Here is a 22283-nt window from a genome sequence, read left to right as displayed (position 1 = left end):
CGGAAGTGGCTCAGGAAGCAACCACGAATTGCATTGCGTAACTGAAGGTCGATGCATTCAGGGCGTTTCGATTACCCCGTCCGATGATCTTCCACGATCTCACCACAGGCCGCCAGTTCCGCTTCATGGCCTTCTTCGCGCCATGTCTCGGCCAGCGCCTCGGCTTCCCATTGCAGCATCGCCGGATGGGCCAGAATGTGCTGAACCCACGCCTGCCCCTTGCCCACATCAAGGCCATAGGTGCGAATGCGGAAACCCACTGGCGCAAAGAATGCATCCAACGCGGTAAATGCCTCGCCCGCCAGCCAGGGGCCGCCGAACTGCGCAAGACTCTGCTCGAAAATCTCACGCACACGGGCCACATCGCGCAGCAGCGCTTCACGCATCGGGCGGGGGCGCATCCGCACGCCCACGTTCATCGTGCAATCGTTGCGCAGCGCGGAAAACCCGCCGTGCATTTCGGCCACCGCACAGATCGCAAAGGCGCGGGCGGCTTCATCCGCTGGCCATATGCCTTCGTGCCGCTCGGCCAGATAGAGCGCGATCCCCAGCGAATCCCACACCGTCCGGCCATCGTGGAGCAGCACCGGCACTTGGCCCGTGGGCGAGAAGGCGCGGAACTCGTCATAGTTCGTGGGCTTGGTAAACGGCTCGATCCGATCCTCGAAATCGATGCCCAGCGCCTTCATCAGCACCCACGGACGCAGCGACCAGCTTGAATAGTTTCGGTTCGCGGTGATCAGAACGTAGGACATCATTGCATCTCACTTCACCGGCGGCGGCACCAGAAACCACCCGTCTCCGATGTTCGCGTCCAGCGCAACCGCAACCGGGCCGTTGGGATTGCGCAAGTAATCGAACACTTCGTCGAAGTCCGCCTTGCGGTCCCCGGCGATGGCCAGCACGCACCAATCCGAATCGGCGCGCTGCAGGATCTGCTGCTTGCGCGTTTCGGTGCGGCGCAGCAGCAGCACCGGATCAATGCCCAGCGGGTCCAGTCCGGTCGCTTTCAGGATCGTGCCAATCGGCTTTTCGGCGGTTTCGGGCAGGCTGGCGATCCACACCACTGCCGTGCCGGTGCCACGAATCGCGCGCAGTCGGTCGGCCAATCCCGGCGCAGGGGAGGGCGGATCATCCAGGTCGAACGCCTTGTCGCCAGGGTCCAGATCAATCAGCAATGCGCCGCGTTGCTCGCCGCAGGGGCGTGTGGAGGGCAGCGACGCCAGCGTTCGCTGGTCCAGCAGCGCGGATTTGCGGCCCGGCGCGGGCTTCACGTCCTTTGCGGCGGCCAGCACGAACGCGGTCATCGCGGCATAGCCATCATCATCAGGCGCGGCAGCGGGGCTGATGCTTTCAACGTCCGTCGCCGAAGGTGGAAACGGTGCAGCCGTTGCAGCCTCTGCCACGCGAAGGGGCGCAGTTTCGGACGCTGCGGGCGGCGCAAGGGCCTCGGCGCTGCCCGGTGCAGAAGCAATCGGTTGCGTCGGCGTTGTGTTGATCGCTGGCGGCACCGTGCTCACGCCCTTGCCGACAATTACCACGGGCTTGGCGGGCCCTTCGCTATCGCCACGCTTGCCGTTTTCGATGATTTCCTTGCCGGTCAACGTGCCGCCAGCCATCAGCGGGACCAGCGCTGCGGCGGCGCAACCACCAAGCTGCGTGGCCATGATCGAAAGCGCCAGGGTGGCAGTCAAAGGCAGAGTGGGGTGGTTCATGCGGCTTCCACGAGTTGGGCCGATCGCCCATCAGTTGCACCCGCACATATCGCGCTGCCGCATTGAAATCGAGGCACAACTTGGGTGAGGGCCGTTATGGCACATAAGAAAAGGGCACCGTCACCGGCGCCCTTTTCCGCATCCTCTCCAAGATGCACTCGGTGCGAAGGCTCGGCTTATTCTTCGGGGCCGCCGATGCCTGCGTGATCGGTCGCGTTGCTGGCATAGAGCTGTTCGCTCTTGCCCTGCATGTAGGGCAGCGGGTTGACCGCTTCGCCCGAAACGCGGACTTCATAATGAAGGTGGGGGCCGGTGGAACGGCCCGTCGAGCCGACATAACCAATGATGTCGCCCTTGCGGACCTGCTGGCCAGCGGCAACCGCGATGCGCGACATGTGGCCATAGCGCGTTTCCATCGCTGCGCCGTGATCGAGCTGAACGTAAAGGCCATAACCGCCGAACCAGTCAGCCATTTCCACGGTGCCATCGGCAGTTGCGCGGATCGGGGTGCCGGTGGGCGCGGAAAGATCGATGCCCTTGTGCGCGCGGCGACCGCCCAGAACCGGGTGATTGCGCATCCCGTAACCGCTGGAAAGGCGCGTCATCGCAACCGGCACCAGCGAGGGGATCGAAACGCCCGTGCGCTTTGCGGTGACGGGCTTGGCCGAAGGCAGGATGCCGTTGTCGAGCTGCTGCCAGCTTGCGAACAGGCGGCGGAATTCATCGTCACCGCGATCTGCCGAGACACCTGCCTTTGCCGCTTCGGCGGCGCGAAGCGGTGCGGCGATGTCTGCCGAGGCAGCGCTGTTGGCGAAAGCCGGAGCGGAAGAGAATGCGACAACTGCCACTACGGCGCTGAAGGCTGTCTTGAAGGTTTTGGTGTTGAACAACATTACGACCCGTACGACCTTTTCTTTGCGTCCCGATCTCTGGCCATTCGGCCTTGTCGATCGGTCCGCTCTAAACCCCCAGAGCGAACCCGTTTTATGGCAGTCAGCAGGATTAAACCGGCTGCCTTGGGATGTTTCAGAGCTGGTCGGAACCCCCCGCCATCTCGTGCATTGGGGTATGAGGAGGGCTTGGCGGGGTGGCAACCCCTGCCATCATTTCGCGCGACAAACCGGCTGATCGGCGCGCCGAGTCGTTGAACGGCGGCTTAACGAGGCCGCGAAAGTGGCGCTGGACCAAGCATTTCCAAAGATTCGCCGGGGATTCGCCACGGCTTTCGCACAGTGCGGCGAAATGTTTTGTGCCGAACCGCACATGGCGAATTTCGTCGTCAACGATTCTTTGCAGGATGCGCGCGGAGCGTTCGTCTCCCGCCGCCAGAAACCGCTCCACCGTCATCGGCGTGACATCCAGCGCGCGGGCTTCCAGCACCATCGGCACCACGGCGAGCCGCGCCGCCACATCGTGCGCGGTTTCGCGCGCGGCGTCCCACAACCCGTCGTGCGCGGGCATGGCGCCATAGAAACTGCCCAAAGTCCGCAGCCGCCGCTCCAGGAGGCTGAAATGCATGGCTTCATCCGCGGCGACGGACAGCCAGTCATCCACGAAATTGCGGCCCATGTCCGCGCCGAAACGCCCCGCCGCATCGAGCGCGAGATCGATTGCCACGAATTCGATGTGCGCCAGCGCGTGCAGCAACGCCAGCCGCCCGCGCTCCGATCCGCCGCGCCCGCGTTTGGGCATTGCGTTGGGCGGGAGGAGTTCGGGCTTTTCGGGGCGAGCGGGCACATCAGGGAGGGAGGCGTCGAACGTGAACGCGAGGGTTCCGGCACGCCACCGCCGGAACAGATCGCGGGTCATCATGACCTTGGCGAACGGGTCTGCGGTAAGCATGGTTTCGCGGATCGCTGCCCCCAGCGAAGTGGCGTTCATACGCGCTTAGGTGCTGCTAGGTGCATCTAGGTGCACTTCGGAAATCATAATGCTTTCGCCGCGACGAGCACCTCTTCGGCGTGGCCCTTGACCTTCACCTTGTTCCAGATGCGCGCGATTTTTCCATCTGGACCAATCAGATAGGTCGTGCGCTCCATGCCCATGTAGGTGCGGCCATACATCGATTTTTCGGTCCAGACGCCCAGCGCATCCGAAACGCCGCCCTCTTCCGCGTCCGACGCGAGTGGCGCGGTGAGGCCGTGCTTTTCGGTAAATTTCACGTGCTTCTTCGGCGGGTCTTTGCTCACGCCCAGAACTGCCACGCCAGCCGCCTGAAAATCGGCATAAAGGCTTGAAAAGTCTTTGTTCTCAGTGGTGCAGCCGGGCGTATCGTCCTTTGGATAGAAGAATACGACCAACTTTTGCCCGACAAAGTCCGAAGCCTTGACGCTGCCGCCATCCGGCGTCGTCATCGCGATATCGGGAAATGCCTCGCCCACGCCGATCCGCTCGCTCATGCCTCAATCTCCAGTTCAATATCAAACACTTGGCTCCAGGCCAAAGCCACGCAAAGCCGTGCCTGATGCAGCGCTTCAAGCAAGGCGTCCCAGCTTTCCAGCCCGCAGGACCGCCCCACAATGCCCCGGCTTGCCTCAGGCGGATACATGCCATCAGGGGCAACCAGCCGCACGACGACCAAAAGCTGCGTCATCAGATCGTGCGCGGCGCGTGCGCCGGTGGGAAGAAGGCCTTTTTCTTCAAGAAGTTGCACGGCCTGTCCAAGGTCTGGCAACTGCGCAACATGATCGCGCAGTTGCAGGAAGTGGACGATGAACTCAAGATCCACCAGTCCGCCACGCGCCAGCTTCACGTCCAGCGGCCCCTTGGGCGGCTTGTGTTCCGCCATTGTTGCCCGCATTTCAAGCACTTCGCTACGCAACTTGGCGACGTCGCGATCCCGGTCCTGCACACGGGCAATGATGGCGGAAAGGGCGGCGCGATCTGCCACTGTTCCGAACAAAGGGCGGGCGCGGCAGAGCGCCATGTGTTCCCATGTCCACGCATCTTCGCATTGATATCGTTCAAAGCTTTCAAGGCTGACCGAGATCGGCCCCTGCGCGCCCGAAGGCCGCAACCGCGTATCAACCTCGAACAATGCCCCCGCCGCCGTCGGCACTGAAAGCGCCGCGATGACGCGTTGGGCGAGGCGGTTGAAGTAGAGCGTAGCGCCCAGAGGGCGGCGGCCATCGGATTCGGCGGCATGATCGCCGCTGAACAGGAACACCAGATCGAGGTCCGAAGCGTGCGTAAGCGCCGCACCGCCAAGGCGGCCAAGGCCGAGAATGGCCAGATCGCTTTCCGCAACAACCCCGTGGTTTAGCGTAAATTCGTCAATGGCGGCGCGGCCCAGCACTTCTATCGCGGCTTCGGCAACGCGGCTGAGCGCTGCTGCGACATCGAGAGGGTCGCGTTCGCTTTCAATGAGTTGCACGCCCAAGGCAAAGCGCATTTCGCCCACACGCAGGCGCACATTATCGAGCAGGCGCTGGTAATCGTCGCCCGCTTCTCCGCGCGAAAGTTCGGCGGCGATTTCATTGACGCTGCCGGGAAGATCGAAGGCGGAGCGATCAATCAGGGTGTCGAGGAGGTCGGAACGGCGGGCCAGTTCATCGGCCAGCACCGGCGCATGGGCGAGCAGGCGCATGACCACAGCGAGCAAGCCGGGGCGCGCATCGAGCAGGCGGAACACATTGATTGCACTAGGCAATCCCGCCAGCAATTGCTCCCAACGCAGCAGCGCGCGATCAGGATCAGGCGCTTCGGCCAGCGCACGCAGCAGTTGCGGGCGGATGCGGGCAAAGGCTTCGCGCGCTTCGGCAGAGCGCAGGCAGCGGTATTGCCCGCCCTCCCATGCCGCGATCCGCTCTGCCAGACTATCGGCCTGAGCGAAGCCCAGCGCGCCGAGTTCGAGCGCGAGCGGGGTGGATTCGACCACGACCGCGCCTGTGGGGGCATAAGTGGCGATCAGCGTATCGAAACGCGCGCCGACGGTTTCGGAAATGGCCGAAAGTTCGGCCACCAGTTCCGCACCACTGGCAAGGCCATCGAGTTTGGCAACCGAATCAAGTGCTTGTGCGTCTGTCGGTAGCGAATGCGTCTGCTGATCCGCCACCATTTGCAAGCGGTGTTCAAGCGTACGCAGCCGGTCATAGCTTTGGCCCATGACGGCGGCATCTTCGGCACCGATGATACCTGCATCGGCCAGCGCATCGAGACTGGCGCGTGTGCCGCGCAGGCGCAGCGCGGGGTTGCGCCCGCCGTGGATAAGCTGATGAGTCTGCGCGAAAAATTCAACCTCGCGAATGCCGCCGCGCCCGCGCTTCAGATCATAACCGGGGCCGATGGCCTGCCCGGCGGAATAGTGATCGCGGATGCGCGTGGTCAGCCGTCCGATCTCTGCAATCGCGCCGAAATCAAGGCTGCGCCGCCACACGAAAGGGCGGATCGTATCGAGGAAAGCCTGCCCGCGCGCCACATCGCCCGATGATGCGCGTGCGCGGATATAGGCAGCGCGTTCCCACGCCAGCGCGCTGGATTCATAGTGGGTGATCGCCGCTTCGAACGGCAGCGCGAGCGGGCTGACTTCAGACGCGGGGCGCAAGCGAAGATCAACGCGGAAGACATAGCCTTCGGACGTGACCGCTGACATGATTTCCATCAGCGCGCGCGCCACACGCTGCGCGGCTTCGGCAGGATCATCGCGATCCCGCCGGGGGAGGACTTCAGGATCGTAGAGCAGGATCGGGTCGATATCGGACGAATAGTTCAGTTCCTGCGCGCCGTGTTTGCCCAGAACGATGGCGGAAAATCCCGCAGGTTCAGCATCGGGCGTGCGGCGGCGGATGGCGGCGGCGATGGCGGAATCGAGCGAACGGTCGGCAAAGTCGGACAGTTCGGTAACGACGCGGGATAGCGGAAAGGCTCCGGCCAAATCGCCAATTGCGATGACGAGCGCCAGCGCTGCCCGTTCACGCCGCAAGGCCACGGCGGCATCATCAATGCCATCACCAGCGCTGCGGGCCTGCGCTAAGGCTTGTTCAACATCGCCAGCAGCCAGCAGCGCTTGCAGATCGGGCAACCGATCCAGCGCACGCGAAAGAAACGGAGCATGGGTGTGGGCACGGGAGAGGGCAGAGCCGAAATCAAACATCACCACAGGCGATGCCCTCAACTAAGCTGCGTATCAAGCCGCCTTGCGATGGTGGGGGTGGTCTGCCAGCAAGGGGCAACGGATTTTTCGGAGAAGACCCATGATGCGTCGCCATCGTCTGAAACTTGTTGCCGCTTCGTTTGTCGCGCTGGGCTTTGCCAGCGCGGGGGTGGCCGCGCCGGTCCCGCCGGTGAATGAGGCGCTCCTGCGCGACGTGGTGAAGACGCTTTCGGCGGACGAACTGGCGGGGCGCGGGCCTGCGAGCGCGGAGGAGCAGCCGACGCTGGATGCCATCGTGGCACGATTCAAGGCGGCGGGGTTGCAGCCGGGGAACAACGGAAGCTGGTTTCAGGATGTGCCGACAGTTTCGATGACGGCTTCGGAGTTTTCGCCGCTCACGATTTCGGGCGGAAGCAAAGTGCTTAACTTTGCGCACGGCACGGACTTTGTGGCGGGCAGCTATCGCGTGGTGCCCGAAACCCATGTGAAGGACGCTGAACTGGTCTTCGTAGGTTATGGCGTGAATGCGCCGGAACTGGGCTGGAACGACTATGCCGGGATCGACATGAAGGGGAAGGTGGCGGTGATCCTCGTCAACGATCCCGACTATGCGATGGAGAGCGAGGACGGGCCGTTCAAGGGGCGGCGCATGACCTATTACGGGCGGTGGACCTACAAGTTCGAGGAAGCGGCGCGGCAGGGGGCGACGGGCGCGATCATCGTGCATGACACGTTCCCTGCGGCCTATGGCTGGAACGTGGTGGAATCGAGCTGGTCTGGCGATCAGCACTATGTGGCGACGCCCAACGATGCGGCGGACCAGACGGCGTTCAATAGCTGGATTCAGAAAAGCACAGCGGAGAGCGTTTTCAAGGCTGCGGGCAAGGATCTGGCGACGCTGACAGCGGCGGCGGGGCAGAAGGGCTTCAAGCCAGTGCGGCTGGGCTTGAAGGCGAACCTTTCGTTCAAGTCATCCATCACGCGGTCTAAATCACGCAATGTGGTGGGGATTCAGCCGGGTACGGCTGCACCGGATGAATATGTACTCTATTCCGCGCACTGGGACCATCTGGGGCGGTGCAAGGCTGACAAGGCCGGCGACGACATCTGCAACGGTGCGGTGGACAACGCCACGGGTATCGCGGCGCTGGTTGCGCTGGCGGAGATGAACAAGGCGGCGGGGCCTGCGCGGCGCAGCCAAGTCTATCTGGCGTGGACGCTGGAGGAATCGGGGCTGCTGGGATCGGAATACTATGCGCGCAATCCGGTGTTTCCGCTGGCCAAGACAGTGGGCGGGGTGAACATCGATGCGCTTTATCCCGGTGGTGTGGCGCGCGATGTGGCGGTGACCGGGGGTGACAAGTCCGAACTTTCCGTGCTGCTGGCCAGAGTGGCGCGCGAATTGCAGCTTAAGACCGGGCCTGAGGACAACGCCGAGAAGGGCTATTACTATCGCTCCGACCATTTCAGCTTGGCCAAGCGCGGGGTGCCGATGTTCTATGTGAAGCGCGGCACCGATCTGGTGGATGGCGGCGTGGCAGCGGGCAAGGCGCTGGCCGAGGACTATGTGGTCAACCGCTATCACCAACCGAGCGACGAATATTCCGATAGTTGGGACATGCGCGGGATTGTGCAGGAAGTGGACCTCTACTACCGGCTCGGCCGTCCGCTGGCAGAAGGCTCTGACTGGCCGAACTGGAATGCGGGCGACGAATTCCGCGCGATCCGGGACAAGAGCCGGGCAGTGGTGACGCAGGCTTTCTGAGGCAGGACCGGCCAAATGACTTCGACTTTCCTTATGCCGCCCGAATGGCACCCGCAGGACTGGCTATGGGTGGGCTTTCCGCATCTGGCGGAGGAATGGTCTGGCCTGATCGATCAGGCGCAGGAGCAGATTGCGGCCTTTGCCAGCGCGGTGGCGGACAGCGGGCAGCAGGTGCGGCTGGTGGTGCGCGATGCGGCCAACGAGATGCGGGCGCGGTCGCTGGTTTCCGCTGCGGTGACGCTGGAGCGGCGGACCTATGGCGACGTGTGGCTGCGTGATACGGGGCCGTTGGTGGTGCTGGACGGGCAGGGCAGTCGCGCGGCGCGACTTTTCGGGTTCAACGGCTGGGGTGAGAAGTACCTGATGCCGGGGGATCAGGAGATTGGTGCGGAACTGGTGGCTTCTGCCGGGCTTGAAGCGGGCGCGAAGGCGGACTGGATTCTGGAAGGCGGCGCGCTGGATGGCGATGGCACGGGCCTTGTGGCGACGACCGAGCAGTGCCTGCTGAACCCGAACCGCAATCCGCATTTGTCGCGCGCTGATCTTGAGGCGCGGTTGCGGCGCGATCTGGGCTATGATCGGGTGTTGTGGCTGGGCGACGGGCTGATCAACGATCATACCGACGGGCATGTCGATAATCTGGCGCGGTTCGTCGGGCCGAACCGGCTTGCGCTGCCGCGTGCCACCGGGCCGGATGATCCGAACGCGGCGATCTATGCCGATGCGAAGGCACGGGCACTGGATGCCGGGGTGGAGGTGGTGGAAGTGCCTTCGCCGGGGTTGATCGAGTGGGCAGGCGTGGTGCAGCCGGCGAGCTACATGAACTTTGTCATCACCAGCAATCTGTTGGTGGTGCCGGTGTTTGGGGCACCGCATGACGCCGATGGCGTGGCGGCGATTGCAGAACTGTTCCCGGACCGCGCGACCGTGGGCCTGATGGGCGATGCGGTGCTGGCGGGTGGGGGTGGGTTCCACTGTGCGAGCCAGCAGATGCCGAAGGTTTTGGCGTAAGGGCCACCTGATCCTCCCTGTTTTTGCGAATGCACAAACGGGGAGGTGGCATCGGCGTAGCCGATGACGGAGGGGTTCTTTCCCCTCCACCACCCGCTTTGCGGGCGGTCCCCCTCCCCGTTTTCACTTCGTGAAAACGAGGAGGATTTTGGGGTTAGCTGGCTAGCCGCAAACCTGTGCTTACGCTTTCCGCGCCCGGCTGATCGGGCCAGATACCGCGGGTGTCGTAGACGACCTTGCCTTGGCGTTCAGCCAGCGGGATGACCTTGAACACGTCGTGGTCCACCAGCACGATCAGCACGTCGCATTCCTCCAGCGCGGTATCGACATCGATCTGGACCGCGCCGGTGCCGTCGAACTCGCGCGGCAAGGCGCCATAGGGTTCGACCACGTGGATGCGGCTGCCGAACTGGCGGGCGAGGCTGGCGGCGACGTAGCGGGCCGGGCTTTCGCGGAAATCGTCGATGTTGGCTTTGAAGGCGAGGCCGAGGCAGGCGACCTTTGCGTGGGGGTTGGCTTCGACGAGTTCCGCCGCTTTCTTCACCACGTGGTGCATCTTGCCGTCGTTGACGTTGCGGGCGGTGCGGATCAGCGGGGTTTCATCCGGCGCGCCCGCCACGATGAACCACGGGTCCACCGCGATGCAGTGGCCGCCGACGCCGGGGCCGGGCTGCAGGATATTCACGCGCGGGTGGCGGTTGGCGAGGCGGATGACTTCCCAGACATCGAGGCCCATCTTGTCGGCCACCATCGACAGCTCGTTGGCGAAGGCGATGTTGACGTCGCGATAGGCGTTTTCGACCAGCTTGGTCATTTCCGCGCTGCGGGCATCGGTGGTGACGCATGTGCCGCGCACGAAGCGCTTGTAGAACGCCAGCGCCTTGCGCGCGCAGCGAGGCGTGATGCCGCCGATGGAGCGATCGTTGTTGGTCAGTTCCTCAAGGATGCGGCCCGGAAGGACGCGTTCCGGGCAATAGGCGATGGAGACGTCGGGCGTTTCCTTGGTCTTGCCGGGGAACTTGAGGTCGGGGCGCAGGCCGACCATCAGGTCGCGCATCTGGTCGGTGGTGCCGACGGGTGAGGTCGATTCGAGAATGACCGTATCGCCTGCTTTCAGCACGGCGGCGACTTGCGTGGCGGCGGACAGGACGTAGGAAATGTCGGGCGTGTGGTGACCGTCCTTGGCGAAAGGCGTGGGCACCGCGATCACGAAAACGTCTGCCGGTTCGATCTGGGTGGAAGCGCGCAGCAGGCCGCGCTGGACGACACCGTGGACGAGGCCGTCGAGATCGACTTCCTCGATATGAATCTCGCCGCGGTTGATCGTGTCGACCACGTGTTGCGACACATCGAGGCCGAGCACCTTGCAACCCGCGCGCGCTATGATGGCAGCGGTTGGAAGTCCGATATAGCCGAGGCCGACAACACAGACGTCCGGCTTCACATCACCCATCATTCGCCAGCAACTCCACGATTCGGCGCGAAGTCTGCCCATCCCCGAACGGGTTGTGCGCGCGCGCCATTGCCGAATAGGCAGCCTTATCGTCGAGCAGGGTGAAGATTTCGGAAACGATGGTGTCCACATCGGTGCCAACGAGCTTTGCGGTGCCTGCAGTGACGCCTTCGGGGCGCTCTGTCGTCTCGCGCATCACGAGGACGGGTTTGCCAAGGGCAGGGGCTTCTTCCTGCACGCCGCCCGAATCGGTCAGCATGATCTCTGCCAAGGACAGCAGGCGCGCGAAGTGCGGGTAATCGAGCGGTTCGATCATCGCCACGTTGGCAAGGCCCGAAAGCGCGGCGTCCATCACCTTGCGCACGTTGGGGTTGGGGTGGACGGGGAAGACCAGCGCCACATCATCGCGCGCGGCGATACGGCGAATGGCTTCGGCGATGTTTTCGAGGCCTCCGCCAAAGTTTTCGCGGCGGTGGCTGGTAACGCCGATGATGCGTTTTCCTGCAAAGCGCGCTTCAATCTCGGCAAGGCCTGAGGCGAGCGCGGGTTCGGCTGCGATCTTTGCCGTGACCCAGTGGAGCGCGTCGATCACGGTGTTGCCGGTGACGTGGACGGTTGCGGGATCTACGTTTTCGGCCAGCAGGGCGGCGGCGGAAACGTCCGTCGGCGCGAAGTGCAGTTTGGCTATAGTGCCGATGATCTTGCGGTTCACTTCTTCGGGCCAGGGGTGATAGATGTTGTGGCTGCGCAGGCCCGCTTCGACATGGGCGACGGGCAGTTTGCGGTAATAAGCGGCGAGCGCGCCGGACATAGCGGTGGCGGTATCGCCCTGAACCACGACCCAATCGGGCTGCACTTCGTCCATCACTTTGCCAAGGCCGGTGAGCAGCGCGGCGGTGAGACTGTCGAGCGTCTGGTCAGGGCGCATCAGATCGAGATCGTGATCGGGCACGATGCCTGAGATTTCGAGCACCTGATCGAGAATGCCGCGATGCTGCGCCGAAACGCAGGTGACAACGCGAAAGCGCGGGTCGTCACGCAGGGCGTGGACCACGGGGAACATCTTTATCGCTTCGGGGCGGGTGCCGAACACCACGAGTATCGTCTTGGCCATATCGGGTCCAATAATCGTTGAGTGTTAACCGTGAAATAAGAGCCTCGATTTAAGCCTTGGCGGGAATGGACGCCCATGCGCGTCAACCATGAAAGGCTTGTTGCCCTGTGACCGTACAGTTTCCGCCACTTGCCCCTGCATCCGCACAGGGCCTCGATCCGCTGGTTTCGGCGAACACCCGCGTGGTTGTGCTGGGGCTGGGCTATGTCGGCCTGCCGCTGGCCGTGGCGCTGGCAAAGCAATTCTTCGTGACCGGGTTCGACATCGACCAGCAGCGAATCGGTGAACTGTCCGAAGGGCATGACCGCACACGCGAGATCGATGCGGAGCGGCTGGCGAAATCGGCGCTGGGGCTGGTGAGTGATGCCAATGTCTGCCCGCCGAGCGATTTCTATATCGTCACCGTGCCCACGCCGATCGATGGTCAGAACCGACCGGATCTGCGGTTGGTGGAAGCGGCTTCGCGCACCGTGGGCAAGATGTTGCCTGCTGCCGTGGCCGAAGGGCGCGCGCCTGTCGTCGTTTACGAAAGCACGGTCTATCCGGGCGTAACCGAGGATATCTGCGGGCCGATCCTTGAGCAGGTTTCGGGCCTGAAATGCGGGGTGGATTTCTTCCTTGGCTACAGCCCCGAACGCATCAATCCGGGCGACCGCGAACATACCATCGACAAGATTACCAAGGTTGTTTCTGGCCAGACGCCCGACGTGCTGGAGCGCGTGGCCGATCTTTACGGCGCGATCACCAGCGGCGGCGTGTTCCGTGCGGCGTCGATCAAGGCGGCAGAGGCGGCCAAGGTGATCGAAAACGCGCAGCGCGATATCAACATCGCCTTCATGAACGAAATCACGCAGATCTTTTCGAAGATGGACCTGTCTGTCTGGGACGTGCTGGCGGCGGCGGGGACGAAGTGGAACTTCCTGCCCTTTACCCCCGGGCTTGTCGGCGGGCACTGTATCGGGGTGGACCCATACTACCTTTCGGCGCGGGCCGAGGCGCTGGGGCATGATCCACAGGTGATCCTTGCCGGGCGCGGGGTGAACGATGGCATGGCCAAATGGCTGGCGGGCGAATTGCACGCGCAGCGCAGCGGCAAGGCAGGCTCGGTGCTGGTGCTGGGGCTGACCTTCAAGGAAAACGTGCCCGATCTGCGCAATTCCAAGGTGGCCGATGTGATCGCCGAATTGCAGGCGCTGGGGCATACCGTGGCGGTGCACGATCCGCACGCCGATGGGGCCGAAGCGCTGCTGGAATACGGGCTGCATCTGGCGGGCGATGCCTTTGAGCAGACCTATGACATGGTGTTTCTGGCCGTGCCGCATAAATACTACCTTGCCGCCGGGGCGGAGCGCATTGCGGCGCTGGTGGCACCGGGCGGCACGCTGGCTGACCTTAAAGGTGTGCTGGGCGAGCGGGCCGACTGGCGGCTTTGAGCGTTTACGACATGCCCTGCGCCCCCGCGAAGGCGGGGGTCTCAGTCGTGTCACGGAACGGTATTTGAAAGCGCCCGGTGTTACGCAAGGGTTGTATAAAAGGCCTGAGGCTCCCGCCTTCGCGGGGGCACATGGTTTGCAGAACGAAGAAGGTAGTTTGCCAGCATGAAAGTCCTCGTCACCGGAGCCGCAGGCTTCATCGGCTATTCGCTTATCACGCGCCTGCTGGCGCGCGGGGATGAGGTTGTCGGCGTCGACATCGTCAACGACTACTACGATCCCGCGCTGAAGGAAGCGCGGCTGGCGCGACTGGTAGAGCAGGGGGGCAGCCGCTTCACCTTCTGCCGCACAGACTTTGCCGACTATGCGGCGCTGACCGCCGCGCTTGCGTACAAGAGCTTTGAGCGCATCGTGCACCTCGGCGCGCAGGCGGGGGTGCGCTATTCGATCGAGAATCCCCATGCCTATGTGCAGGCGAACCTTGTCGGCCATCTGAACCTGCTGGAAGTGGCGCGGCATCGTGGGGCGGAGCATATGGTCTATGCCTCGTCATCGTCGGTCTATGGCGGGAATACCAAGATGCCGTTCTCGGTGGAGGACCGGGTGGATCACCCGATGTCGCTCTATGCCGCCACCAAGAAGGCGGACGAACTGATGAGCGAGACTTACGCGCATCTCTATCGCCTGCCGTTGACGGGGCTGCGGTTCTTCACCGTCTATGGCCCGTGGGGGCGGCCCGACATGATGATGTGGCTGTTCACCAAGGCGATTCTGGCGGGCGAGCCGATCAAGGTGTTCAACCACGGCGATATGTACCGTGATTTCACTTACGTGGATGATATCGTGAGCGGCGTGATGGCCTGCCTCGACAATCCGCCGCCCGATGATGGCGCGGTGAAGGCCGGCGGCAGCGAAAAGCCGCACCGGCTCTACAACATCGGCAACCACAAATCCGAACACCTGATGAAAGTGATCGGCATTCTGGAGAGCGAACTGGGCCGCAAGGCGGAGATGGAAATGCTCCCGATGCAACCGGGCGACGTGCGCCAGTCGTTTGCCGATATCGACGCGATTTCAGGCGATCTGGGGTATAAGCCGACAACCAGTATCGATGTGGGCGTGCCGAACTTTGTGCGGTGGTATAAGGACTTTCATGGGATTTGAGGGGGTTCTAAAAAAGGCTATTGATGAAGTATGGTCAGAAGCTAAGGTCCCGAAATGACAATCGAATTCGCTCGCATGTTGTTTGAGAGTGGTCGATCTCATGCACTTTCGTCGGACTTGCTTTACAGAGCAGCTTATCAAGAAGCTGTCGATCTTGGCCATGCCGATCCAACGCTCTTCGCATTCAATGGCAGTTACTCACTTTCTACTCATTATCTGCTCGGTCTAGGATTGGAGCTTATGCTTAAGTCTGCAATTGTAGCGTGGGGCGGGGAAGCAGATGAGCGGGCTTTGAGGAATATCGGACACGATCTGGTCAACGCCCTTGATGCTGCCGAAGCAGCTGGCTTTAACTCAGAAGCTCCGAATCTCCGTAACCTACTTGAAGTATTAAACGAACCGTTCAAGCAGCACTGGTTTCGTTATGAACGGCCAGAAAACTTCGCATTGCCGGGAGATTTTGGCCAAGTAGTCGAGACGCTTTTGATTCTTGATGACGAGATTAGAGCGCTACTATGGAATGAGGATTAGCTCCATTTTTAACGGTGGTTATTAGCGCCGTCCCTACAGCTCATCCGCAAAGGCCGACAAAAAACCGTAGCCCGTAGCCACAAGCCGCACCGGGCAATCCAAGTCGGCCAGCATGGCGCGGGTGGTTTCGCGGTTGGTTACGATGGACCAGTAGGCGGGGGGCGATTCTTCGGTTCGTTCTGCGGTATTCAGCGCGGCGAGGAACTTGGCGGGGGCAGGTTCGCAACTGGCGAGGCCTTCTCCGGCAAGGGCGGCTTCGGTGAAATCGAGCGCGGCGGCGAGGCGGGCTTTCAGGGGCAGGTCATTTACCGTTGCCTGCCGGTGATCGTTCAGGATCGCAGCGGTTTGTGACGTGGCGGGTTTGCCGTCGCGTTCGAGAACGGGCAGATCTGGTGCCCATGCCTCAGGCGGGCAGTGGCGCTTTTCGGGGATCATCGCTTCGAATGGGCGGCTTTCCAGCGGGTAGATGCGGCAGATGCGGGGGCGGGCTTCGTAGTTGCCGCAGCGCATATCGGGCAGGAGGTGAGGGCAGGGGCCTTCGTGCCGGGCGACGAGGCGCAGATTGATCCGAAACGGGACGTCGCCCACCATCACAGGGATCGTGGTAGCCTTGCGCCAATGTGTTTCGGGGGCTGTTTCATCGGCATCGTCGGGCCATGCCCAGCCTTCGGCCAGAAGATCGACCTGATGGCCGTTGCCGGCCCAGGCCCGTGCTTCGTCGACCGACAGGGTGAGGCGCAGGTCATGGCAGCAGCGCCCGCATCGCGTGCAGTCGAATGTGATTTCCATTCCGACAGTTAAGCGGAGAGCGAGCGCGGGAGACAGCGCAGTCCCCGCCGTTCTGGATGGAAAAGCCCCGGCCTTTGCAGGTCGGGGCTTCCCGGTGGGGCAATCGGCTTTGAGGGAGAGGGAGCGCCGACTGCCCTTGTCGGTGTTTCAGATCAGAAGCGCACGCCCAGCGTGACGTTCCACGTGCGCGGATCGCCGTAATAGGCGGTCTGGATGTTGCCGACCGAGCTGAATTCCTGCCCGTCGGTCTTGTAGAGCGTGTTGCCGACGTTGCGCAGCGTGCCGCGCAGGTAGAACTTGTCGAAATCGACCTGCGCATAGAGGTTGCCCAGCCAGTAGCCATCCTCGGTCAGGCCCGGGCGGTTGTCGACCGAGAGGAAGTGCTTGTCGACAAAGCGCGCATCGCCACCCAGCGTGAGCGAGGCTTCGCCCAGCGGAATGCGGTATTCACCGCCCAGACGCAGCGTGAGCGGCGGGGCGAAGGCGGGGCGGCAGGTGATGGCCGTTCCGGTGGGGTTGCAACTGAAGGCAGGTGCGCGGCGGCCGTCGTTGAACTCCTTGTAATCGGCATCGAGGTAACCGACCGAGGCGAAGAGCGTGACGGGATCGGCAGGGCGCACGTTCATGTCGAACTCGAAGCCCTGAATGCGCAGCTTGCCAGCGTTGAGCACGGGGAAGCTGCCGCCGGTGATGCCGGTGTTGCCACCGCCGACGCGGGCCTGAAAGTTTTCGTAATCCGAATAGAATGCGGCAGCCGAAAGGTTCACGCGGCCATCAAGGAACGAACCCTTCGCGCCGACTTCATAAGTCCACACGGTTTCGGGCTTGAACGTGGGGACGACGACGGTCGCGCCGTTCACTACCTGCGTCACGTCGCCGATGCCGTTGACGCGACCGTTGAAGCCGCCCGATTTGAAGCCACGGCTGGCCGAGGCATAGACCATCGTGTTCTGCGAAGGCTTGTAGGACAGCGTGGCCGAAGGCGTCCACGCTTCATAGGTTACGCTGTCAGCCGTGTTGAACGGCGCGGGCAGGTTGTTGGGGAAAGTGAAGGTGCTGCGGATCACGATGGCCGGGAACACCGGGCTGGACGTGGTTGCCGTGGTGGTGCGGAAGTATTCCTTCGTCTCGCGCGTGTAGCGCAGGCCCGCCGTCAGCGCGAGCGCATCGGTGAAGTCATAGGTCAACTGGCCGAAGGCGGCGTAGGACTTGGTGTCCTGCTCGTCGTCGATGGTGCGCAGGAAGTTGAGCGGGGTGTTCACATAGCGCAGGTAGCTGTCGGCATAGGCTTCCTGATGCGATTTGACGTGTTCGTTGAGGTAGTAGACGCCCAGCACGCCCTTCAGCTTGTCTGCATCCAGCTTGAGCTGCAGTTCCTGGCTGAACTGGTGCTGGCGCGTGCCGACGAAGACGTCGCCCACTTCGGCAGTGGTGCCATCGATATCGACGAAGAAGTCGGTCTTCAGCTTGCGGTAGGCGGTGATCGAGACAAGCTGCAGCGCGTCTGACAGATCGACGTTCACCGTGCCCGAAACGCCCCAGTGATCAAGCTTCTGGCCTTCGTTGTTCTGGAAGCTGGTCGAGGCCTTGTATTCCCACGGACCCGAGGCGGGGGCGATGGTGAACGGCGTGAGCCCGGTGAAGGTGGCGTTGTAGTTGAAGCCGACGAGTGGCGCGGTGGCCTGCCCCAGCGTGAGGGCGTTGCGCTGGCGGGTGTAATCGCCCGAAATCAGCACTTCGACCGTTTCGGAAGGCTGCGCGCGCAGGATAGCGCGGCCCGAAAGGTTGTTGCGATCGTTGTAGCGCTTGCCGGTGGCGGGATCGGTGACGATGCCTTCGCGGTCATCATAGACGCCAGCGACCGAGAGCGCGAGCTTGTCTGCCACGAGCGGGGCCGAGACATAGCCCTTGGCGGTCACTTCCTCATACTTGCCGTATGCGATGGAGGCTTCGCCGCGCAGGGTGTTGAGATCCGGCTTCTTCGATACGACGTTTACCGCGCCGCCGATGGTGTTCTTGCCATAGAGCGTGCCCTGCGGACCGCGCAGCACTTCGACGCGCTGAACGTCGAACAGGTTGAGTAGAGCGCCCTGAATGCGGCTGAGGTAGACGCCATCGACATAGACGCCGACCGCCGGATCGAAGGTTTGCAGCGCATCGGGCTGACCGATGCCGCGAATGTAGAAGTTGGCACTGCTGGCGGAGCCGCGACCCTGCACGATGTTTACGTTGGGAATCGCGCCCTGCACGGCGGAAAGATCGCGGCCACCGACCTTTTCGAGCGACTCGGCGCTTACCGCCGAAATGGCGATTGGCACGTCGAGCAGGCGTTCTTCGCGGCGGCGGGCGACGACGAGGATTTCGCCCGAACCTTCGCTGACGCTGGCTTCATCGGCGGGCGTTTCCTGCGCAAAGGCAGGCATGGCGGGCAGCGCAAACAGTGCTGCTGTTGCGGCCAGAGCGGCGCGCGTGGAAATTCGGGTCATCGATCAGGCTCCCTCTCGCGGACTTTGTGTGTCCGTGCCACATCCTGATATTGAAAGTTGAACCACCTTTCAACTTCTCGTTGTGGTGATCGACTTTCGTCGCTACGAATCGTGGCGAAATGGCAACAGGCACCGGGCCGAAAGGTAATCGCAGGGCCGTTGCGGGGAGGACATGAAGATGGGACAGGTCAGCGCCGCCAGTCCGGGCAAAGTGCCGCGCACGGCGCGCGGGCGTGAAACGCTGCGGCGCCTGCTCGATGCGGCGGCAGCGGAATTTGGCGAACGCGGGTTCCACGAAGCATCGATCAGCGGGATCACGCGCCGCGCGGGGACCGCGCTGGGCAGCTTTTACACCTACTTCGATTCGAAAGACGCGATCTTCACCGCGCTGGTGCGCGACATGTCCGCCCGCGTGGCGACTACGGCAGCAGCTGCGGTCAGCGAGGGATCAGGTGGACTGCTACGCGAGCGGGAAGCGCTGGTGGGCTTCCTCCACTTCGCGCGCGAACACAAGGAAATCTACCGGATCATCGACGAAGCCGAATTCGCCGATCCGGCAAGCTATCGCGCGCATTACGAAGGCACCGCCGCACGCATCGCGGCGCGTCTGGCCGAAGGCGTTCCGACCGGCAGCGTGCGCGAAGGCGATCACGAGGTGCGTGCTTGGGCAATCATGGGCATGAACGTATTCTTGGGCTTACGTTTCGGCGTGTGGGACGATAGCAGGCCGGTCGGAGAAATAGCTGAGATTGCCGCAGATTTGCTAGGCAATGGTTTGGCGCAACCGGATTAGGACTTATCCTGCCAGAGTTGATGGCGATAGCGCTCGAAGCAGCGTTTCCCGCAAGTAAGACGCATCAATGCCCCCTCGGCAAATGCTCTGGCACGCAACGGATCTTCGCAAACCAGCGGGCCAAGAGCTTCTCGATTCCAATCCTCGCTATGCTTAACGTCCAGAACGGCGTGAAGGTCAAAATATCGGCGTTCGCTATCGCTGAACCCCAGACGTCTGAGCCCTTTTGCAACAAGCGCTGACCTACCGGGAGCAGTAAGTTCAATGACGCCGAGGGCGCCAATTGAATGCCAAGCAAAGGCGCGATTTGTAGCCATACCCGTCATTGCGTTTGCAAGCGCAAGACTTTCCCAGACTGTCGTTTCAATTGCAGGCTTTACCCGAAGTGCATCGGCCAGCTTTGCCAGCATTGGCCCGTGCATTCCGCGAGGATTACCACGACCCATTTCGTCCCAATAATTGCGAGCAAGCTCGAGTTTCGCGGTTTGTGGTAACTTGATTTGCGTCAGCGCGACAAGATCGTCGAACCCGGCCTCGCCGGCAGCTTCCTGTTCGAAAAACCATCTGAGTTTATCGAGGCTTGCCTCTTCGGCCAGCCACGGAAACAAGGGGTCACCTTGACCAGGGCCATAGTGCTTGAGATTTTCAAACCAATCGATGAATGATTTTGCGTCTGTCGGCGCGGCTCTTGCAGCGATCTGCACTTCTTCACGCAGGTCTTCCAGGAACGTTGCTTCGAGCAGGCGCATCCTAGCTTCTTCTTCGAAATGACTGGTCCAGTCATCGACGGGAAAAGCTGGCGCCAGACGCTGCCGGTTCCAGTGCGCGAGGGACTGCTGGATACGGTCGTTACTAAAGAGGGCGAAATGATCAGCGCGATGGCGATTGAGGGTTTGCATGACTTGAGAACGGAAGGTCGGTCTGCCAGTTCCTGCCAAAGGAAAGGCTCATGATCATCTGCGATAGACTGACGCGCTGGCGCGACGGAATGAAAATATAGAAATTTCAATGATTTGTAGGGTCGTTTTGATGTCTGGCCAACCATCGCGCGCGGATTGCTTCGGAACACTCGCGACTGCCGTTGTGACTCCATCCCGGTGGGCCGAGCAAATAGGCCAGCTTGTGTCGCCACGGTGCGCGCCAGACATCACCGAACATGCTGCGCCATTCGTGGAACGCTGCGTGAAGCAGATTGAAGCTGCCCAATTGCTTGACCACGCCGTAGCGGATCGAAATGTCATAACGTTCACGCTGAAACGTGCCGAACAGGCGGTCCCATATGATGAGCGCGCCAGCATAATTGCGGTCGAGATAGAGCGGATTGGTGGCGTGGTGAACGCGGTGGTGTGATGGCGTGTTGAACACCGCTTCGAACCAGCGGGGCAGGCGGCCAACCGCTTCGGTGTGAATCCAGAACTGATAGACGAGATTGGCGCCGCCCACGGTGATCAGCATCGCTGGATGAAAGCCGATGAAGGCAGGCCAGATGCGGAAGGTGAACGATAGCGCGAAGAACCCCGTCCATGTCTGGCGCAGTGCGGTGGACAGGTTGTAGTGTTGGCTGGTGTGGTGGTTCACATGGCTCGCCCAGAACCAGCGCACGCGGTGGCCGGTGCGGTGCGCCCAGTAGTAGTTGAAATCGTCGAGCACGAAGCACGCGATCCATGCCCACCACACGTTGGGCATGGTCGTGAGGCGGTGTTCGTAGAGCCACATGGCCGCAGCCAGCACCACCCCTGCGGTGAGCGCCCCGGCAATGGTGCTGCCAAGGCCGAGCGTGAGACTGGTGAGCGTATCGCGCGGCTCGTACTTTTCGGGCGCGCGACGGGCAGCCCAGAGCATTTCGGCAATGACCAGCAGGACAAAGGCTGGCACGGCATATGTGACGATATCGATGGGCTTCATGATTGCGGCGCTCCCAACCGGCGCAGGCTGGCCGCCCAGACTTGAGCCTGATCGCCAAGATCGAGCGTGATCTTGCCGAAACGGGCATCGTCGGTCGAAAGTGTCAGGAAGCGACCGTCCAATCGCACGCCATCGTGGTTGGTAAGCTGGCGCGCGGCGAAATGGCTGCCGTGCTGGCGGATCAGCAGGACGCGGCCCAGCCGATCACGCGCGATGGCGCCAATGCCTGCGCGGTCAATGGTGAGCGCTTCGGGATCGAACCCGCAAATGGCTTCGTCCGCGAGTTCGCGGGCTTGAGCTTCGGATGCGATGCGCGGATCGCCGCCAAGCTGCAGTTTGCGGGCCAACCATCCGAGCGCAAGAATCGCGACAAGCGATGCCAGCGCCTGAAGCGCAAAGGCGGTGCCGGGGAGAGCGAGAAAAATATCAAGCGCGGGCATGGCGCTGTTCGCGCTCAACCCGCGTGACTTGCCAGCATGTCGACCGTGGCGCGGATCGGGCCGATATCGTATCCGGCACCTGCCGCCTTGGCCGCGATTTCATCCGGGTTTGCGCCAGACCGGGCTTGCGCCAGCGCCCAAAGCAAGGTGGAGCGTGTGCCCGAACGGCAATAGGCCAGAACCGGCGTATCGCCGGCCTTGGCGAGCGCCTGCTGCATCGCTTCGACCTGCGGCATGGAAAAGCCTGCGTGCGACACGGGAATCGCGATGTAATCGATGCCTGCTTCACGCGCGGCGCTTTCGATGTCTGCGCCGGGGGTCTGATCGTCGGCTTCGCCTTCGGGACGGTTGTTGACGATCAGTCCGATGCCGAGTGCCTTGGCATAAGCAACTTCCGCGATGCCGATTTGCGGACTGGCGTAGGTCTTTTCATCGATCTTGCGAAACATCGCGTATTCTTTCTGCTGATAGTAGTATCGTCTGTCGTCAGAATGTGCTTGTGCCCAAAGCGCGATGCGGGGGCAAGGTATCCGCTGCGAGCGGGTTCTCTATCGGGTAAAAACCGGCCTTGTGATCCGGCAATTGGCACAAA

The 22283-nt window shown here is 62.3% G+C and carries 20 protein-coding genes; 6 read left to right on the top strand and 14 right to left on the bottom strand.

What is annotated here, in order from left to right; all coding sequences use genetic code 11:
* Nucleotides 1–71: 71 nt before the first annotated feature.
* The 6 genes from HGI47_RS00470 to HGI47_RS00445 form a co-directional block, all read right to left on the bottom strand.
* Entirely contained in the window at nt 72–755 is a 684-nt protein-coding gene (locus HGI47_RS00470) for a glutathione S-transferase family protein (RefSeq protein ID WP_168850820.1), read from the bottom strand.
* Between the two features lie 9 nt (nt 756–764).
* A complete protein-coding gene (locus HGI47_RS00465) occupies nt 765–1715 on the bottom strand; it encodes a hypothetical protein (RefSeq protein WP_168850819.1) in 951 nt (316 codons plus the stop codon).
* A gap of 176 nt (nt 1716–1891) precedes the next feature.
* Nucleotides 1892–2608, bottom strand: a complete 717-nt coding sequence (locus HGI47_RS00460; RefSeq protein ID WP_168850818.1) for a M23 family metallopeptidase — start codon at nt 2606–2608, stop codon at nt 1892–1894.
* A 133-nt stretch (nt 2609–2741) separates the two neighbouring features.
* Nucleotides 2742–3596 carry a ferritin-like domain-containing protein gene (locus HGI47_RS00455; protein ID WP_168850817.1) on the bottom strand — a complete coding sequence of 285 codons (855 nt, stop codon included), beginning with the start codon at nt 3594–3596 and terminating at the stop codon, nt 2742–2744.
* 44 nt (nt 3597–3640) lie between these two features.
* Entirely contained in the window at nt 3641–4114 is a 474-nt protein-coding gene (locus HGI47_RS00450) for a peroxiredoxin (protein WP_168850816.1), read from the bottom strand.
* Nucleotides 4111–6807 (bottom strand): bifunctional [glutamine synthetase] adenylyltransferase/[glutamine synthetase]-adenylyl-L-tyrosine phosphorylase, encoded by a 2697-nt coding sequence (locus HGI47_RS00445; protein ID WP_168850815.1) that lies wholly within the window; start codon nt 6805–6807, stop codon nt 4111–4113. Before HGI47_RS00445 ends, HGI47_RS00450 begins: the two co-directional genes overlap by 4 nt.
* 100 nt (nt 6808–6907) lie before the next feature.
* On the opposite strand from HGI47_RS00445, the gene HGI47_RS00440 reads away from it, so the two are divergent.
* Nucleotides 6908–8572, top strand: a complete 1665-nt coding sequence (locus HGI47_RS00440) for a M28 family metallopeptidase (RefSeq protein ID WP_168850814.1) — start codon at nt 6908–6910, stop codon at nt 8570–8572.
* A 15-nt stretch (nt 8573–8587) separates the two neighbouring features.
* A complete protein-coding gene (locus tag HGI47_RS00435) occupies nt 8588–9583 on the top strand; it encodes an agmatine deiminase family protein (protein WP_168850813.1) in 996 nt (331 codons plus the stop codon).
* A gap of 154 nt (nt 9584–9737) precedes the next feature.
* Here the strand turns inward: HGI47_RS00435 and wecC are convergent, their stop codons facing one another.
* Together wecC and wecB are read right to left on the bottom strand one after the other, a co-directional pair.
* Nucleotides 9738–11039 carry a UDP-N-acetyl-D-mannosamine dehydrogenase gene (gene wecC, locus HGI47_RS00430; protein WP_168850812.1) on the bottom strand — a complete coding sequence of 434 codons (1302 nt, stop codon included), beginning with the start codon at nt 11037–11039 and terminating at the stop codon, nt 9738–9740.
* The gene (gene wecB / locus HGI47_RS00425; RefSeq protein WP_168850811.1) at nt 11029–12150 is read right to left on the bottom strand and encodes a non-hydrolyzing UDP-N-acetylglucosamine 2-epimerase; all 1122 of its coding nucleotides are present in this window, start codon (nt 12148–12150) and stop codon (nt 11029–11031) included. Before wecB ends, wecC begins: the two co-directional genes overlap by 11 nt.
* Nucleotides 12151–12257: 107 nt before the next feature.
* On the opposite strand from wecB, the gene HGI47_RS00420 reads away from it, so the two are divergent.
* The 3 genes from HGI47_RS00420 to HGI47_RS00410 all read left to right on the top strand — a co-directional run bounded on the left by HGI47_RS00420 (nt 12258) and on the right by HGI47_RS00410 (nt 15278).
* Nucleotides 12258–13583: a nucleotide sugar dehydrogenase gene (locus HGI47_RS00420; protein ID WP_370521580.1), complete on the top strand. Its 1326-nt coding sequence runs from the start codon at nt 12258–12260 to the stop codon at nt 13581–13583.
* 165 nt (nt 13584–13748) lie between these two features.
* Complete coding sequence (locus tag HGI47_RS00415) at nt 13749–14747, top strand: GDP-mannose 4,6-dehydratase (protein WP_168850810.1); 999 nt, start codon at nt 13749–13751, stop codon at nt 14745–14747.
* 54 nt (nt 14748–14801) lie between these two features.
* On the top strand, nt 14802–15278 hold the full coding sequence (locus HGI47_RS00410; protein WP_168850809.1) for a hypothetical protein: 477 nt from the start codon (nt 14802–14804) through the stop codon (nt 15276–15278).
* Nucleotides 15279–15311: 33 nt separating this feature from the next.
* Here HGI47_RS00410 and HGI47_RS00405 read toward each other — a convergent pair whose 3' ends face one another.
* Both HGI47_RS00405 and HGI47_RS00400 read right to left on the bottom strand, forming a co-directional pair.
* The gene (locus tag HGI47_RS00405) at nt 15312–16067 is read right to left on the bottom strand and encodes a YkgJ family cysteine cluster protein (protein WP_168850808.1); all 756 of its coding nucleotides are present in this window, start codon (nt 16065–16067) and stop codon (nt 15312–15314) included.
* A 152-nt stretch (nt 16068–16219) separates the two neighbouring features.
* On the bottom strand, nt 16220–18553 hold the full coding sequence (locus HGI47_RS00400; RefSeq protein WP_168850807.1) for a TonB-dependent receptor: 2334 nt from the start codon (nt 18551–18553) through the stop codon (nt 16220–16222).
* 178 nt (nt 18554–18731) lie between these two features.
* Here HGI47_RS00400 and HGI47_RS00395 point away from each other — a divergent pair, with 178 nt between their 5' ends.
* On the top strand, nt 18732–19346 hold the full coding sequence (locus HGI47_RS00395) for a TetR/AcrR family transcriptional regulator (RefSeq protein ID WP_168851297.1): 615 nt from the start codon (nt 18732–18734) through the stop codon (nt 19344–19346).
* Here HGI47_RS00395 and HGI47_RS00390 read toward each other — a convergent pair.
* From HGI47_RS00390 to HGI47_RS00375, 4 genes are all read right to left on the bottom strand, one after another.
* On the bottom strand, nt 19343–20245 hold the full coding sequence (locus HGI47_RS00390; RefSeq protein WP_168850806.1) for an iron-containing redox enzyme family protein: 903 nt from the start codon (nt 20243–20245) through the stop codon (nt 19343–19345). The two genes, HGI47_RS00395 and HGI47_RS00390, sit on opposite strands and share 4 nt — an antisense overlap.
* Nucleotides 20246–20351: 106 nt before the next feature.
* On the bottom strand, nt 20352–21251 hold the full coding sequence (locus tag HGI47_RS00385; RefSeq protein ID WP_168850805.1) for a sterol desaturase family protein: 900 nt from the start codon (nt 21249–21251) through the stop codon (nt 20352–20354).
* The gene (locus HGI47_RS00380; protein WP_168850804.1) at nt 21248–21691 is read right to left on the bottom strand and encodes a hypothetical protein; all 444 of its coding nucleotides are present in this window, start codon (nt 21689–21691) and stop codon (nt 21248–21250) included. Before HGI47_RS00380 ends, HGI47_RS00385 begins: the two co-directional genes overlap by 4 nt.
* Before the next feature lie 14 nt (nt 21692–21705).
* Nucleotides 21706–22140 carry a TIGR01244 family sulfur transferase gene (locus HGI47_RS00375; RefSeq protein ID WP_168850803.1) on the bottom strand — a complete coding sequence of 145 codons (435 nt, stop codon included), beginning with the start codon at nt 22138–22140 and terminating at the stop codon, nt 21706–21708.
* Between the last annotated feature and the right edge of the window lie 143 nt (nt 22141–22283).

The organism is Novosphingobium sp. ERN07, assembly GCF_012641335.1.
Classification (GTDB): domain Bacteria; phylum Pseudomonadota; class Alphaproteobacteria; order Sphingomonadales; family Sphingomonadaceae; genus Novosphingobium.
This window is presented reverse-complemented; position numbering and strand designations above follow the sequence as displayed.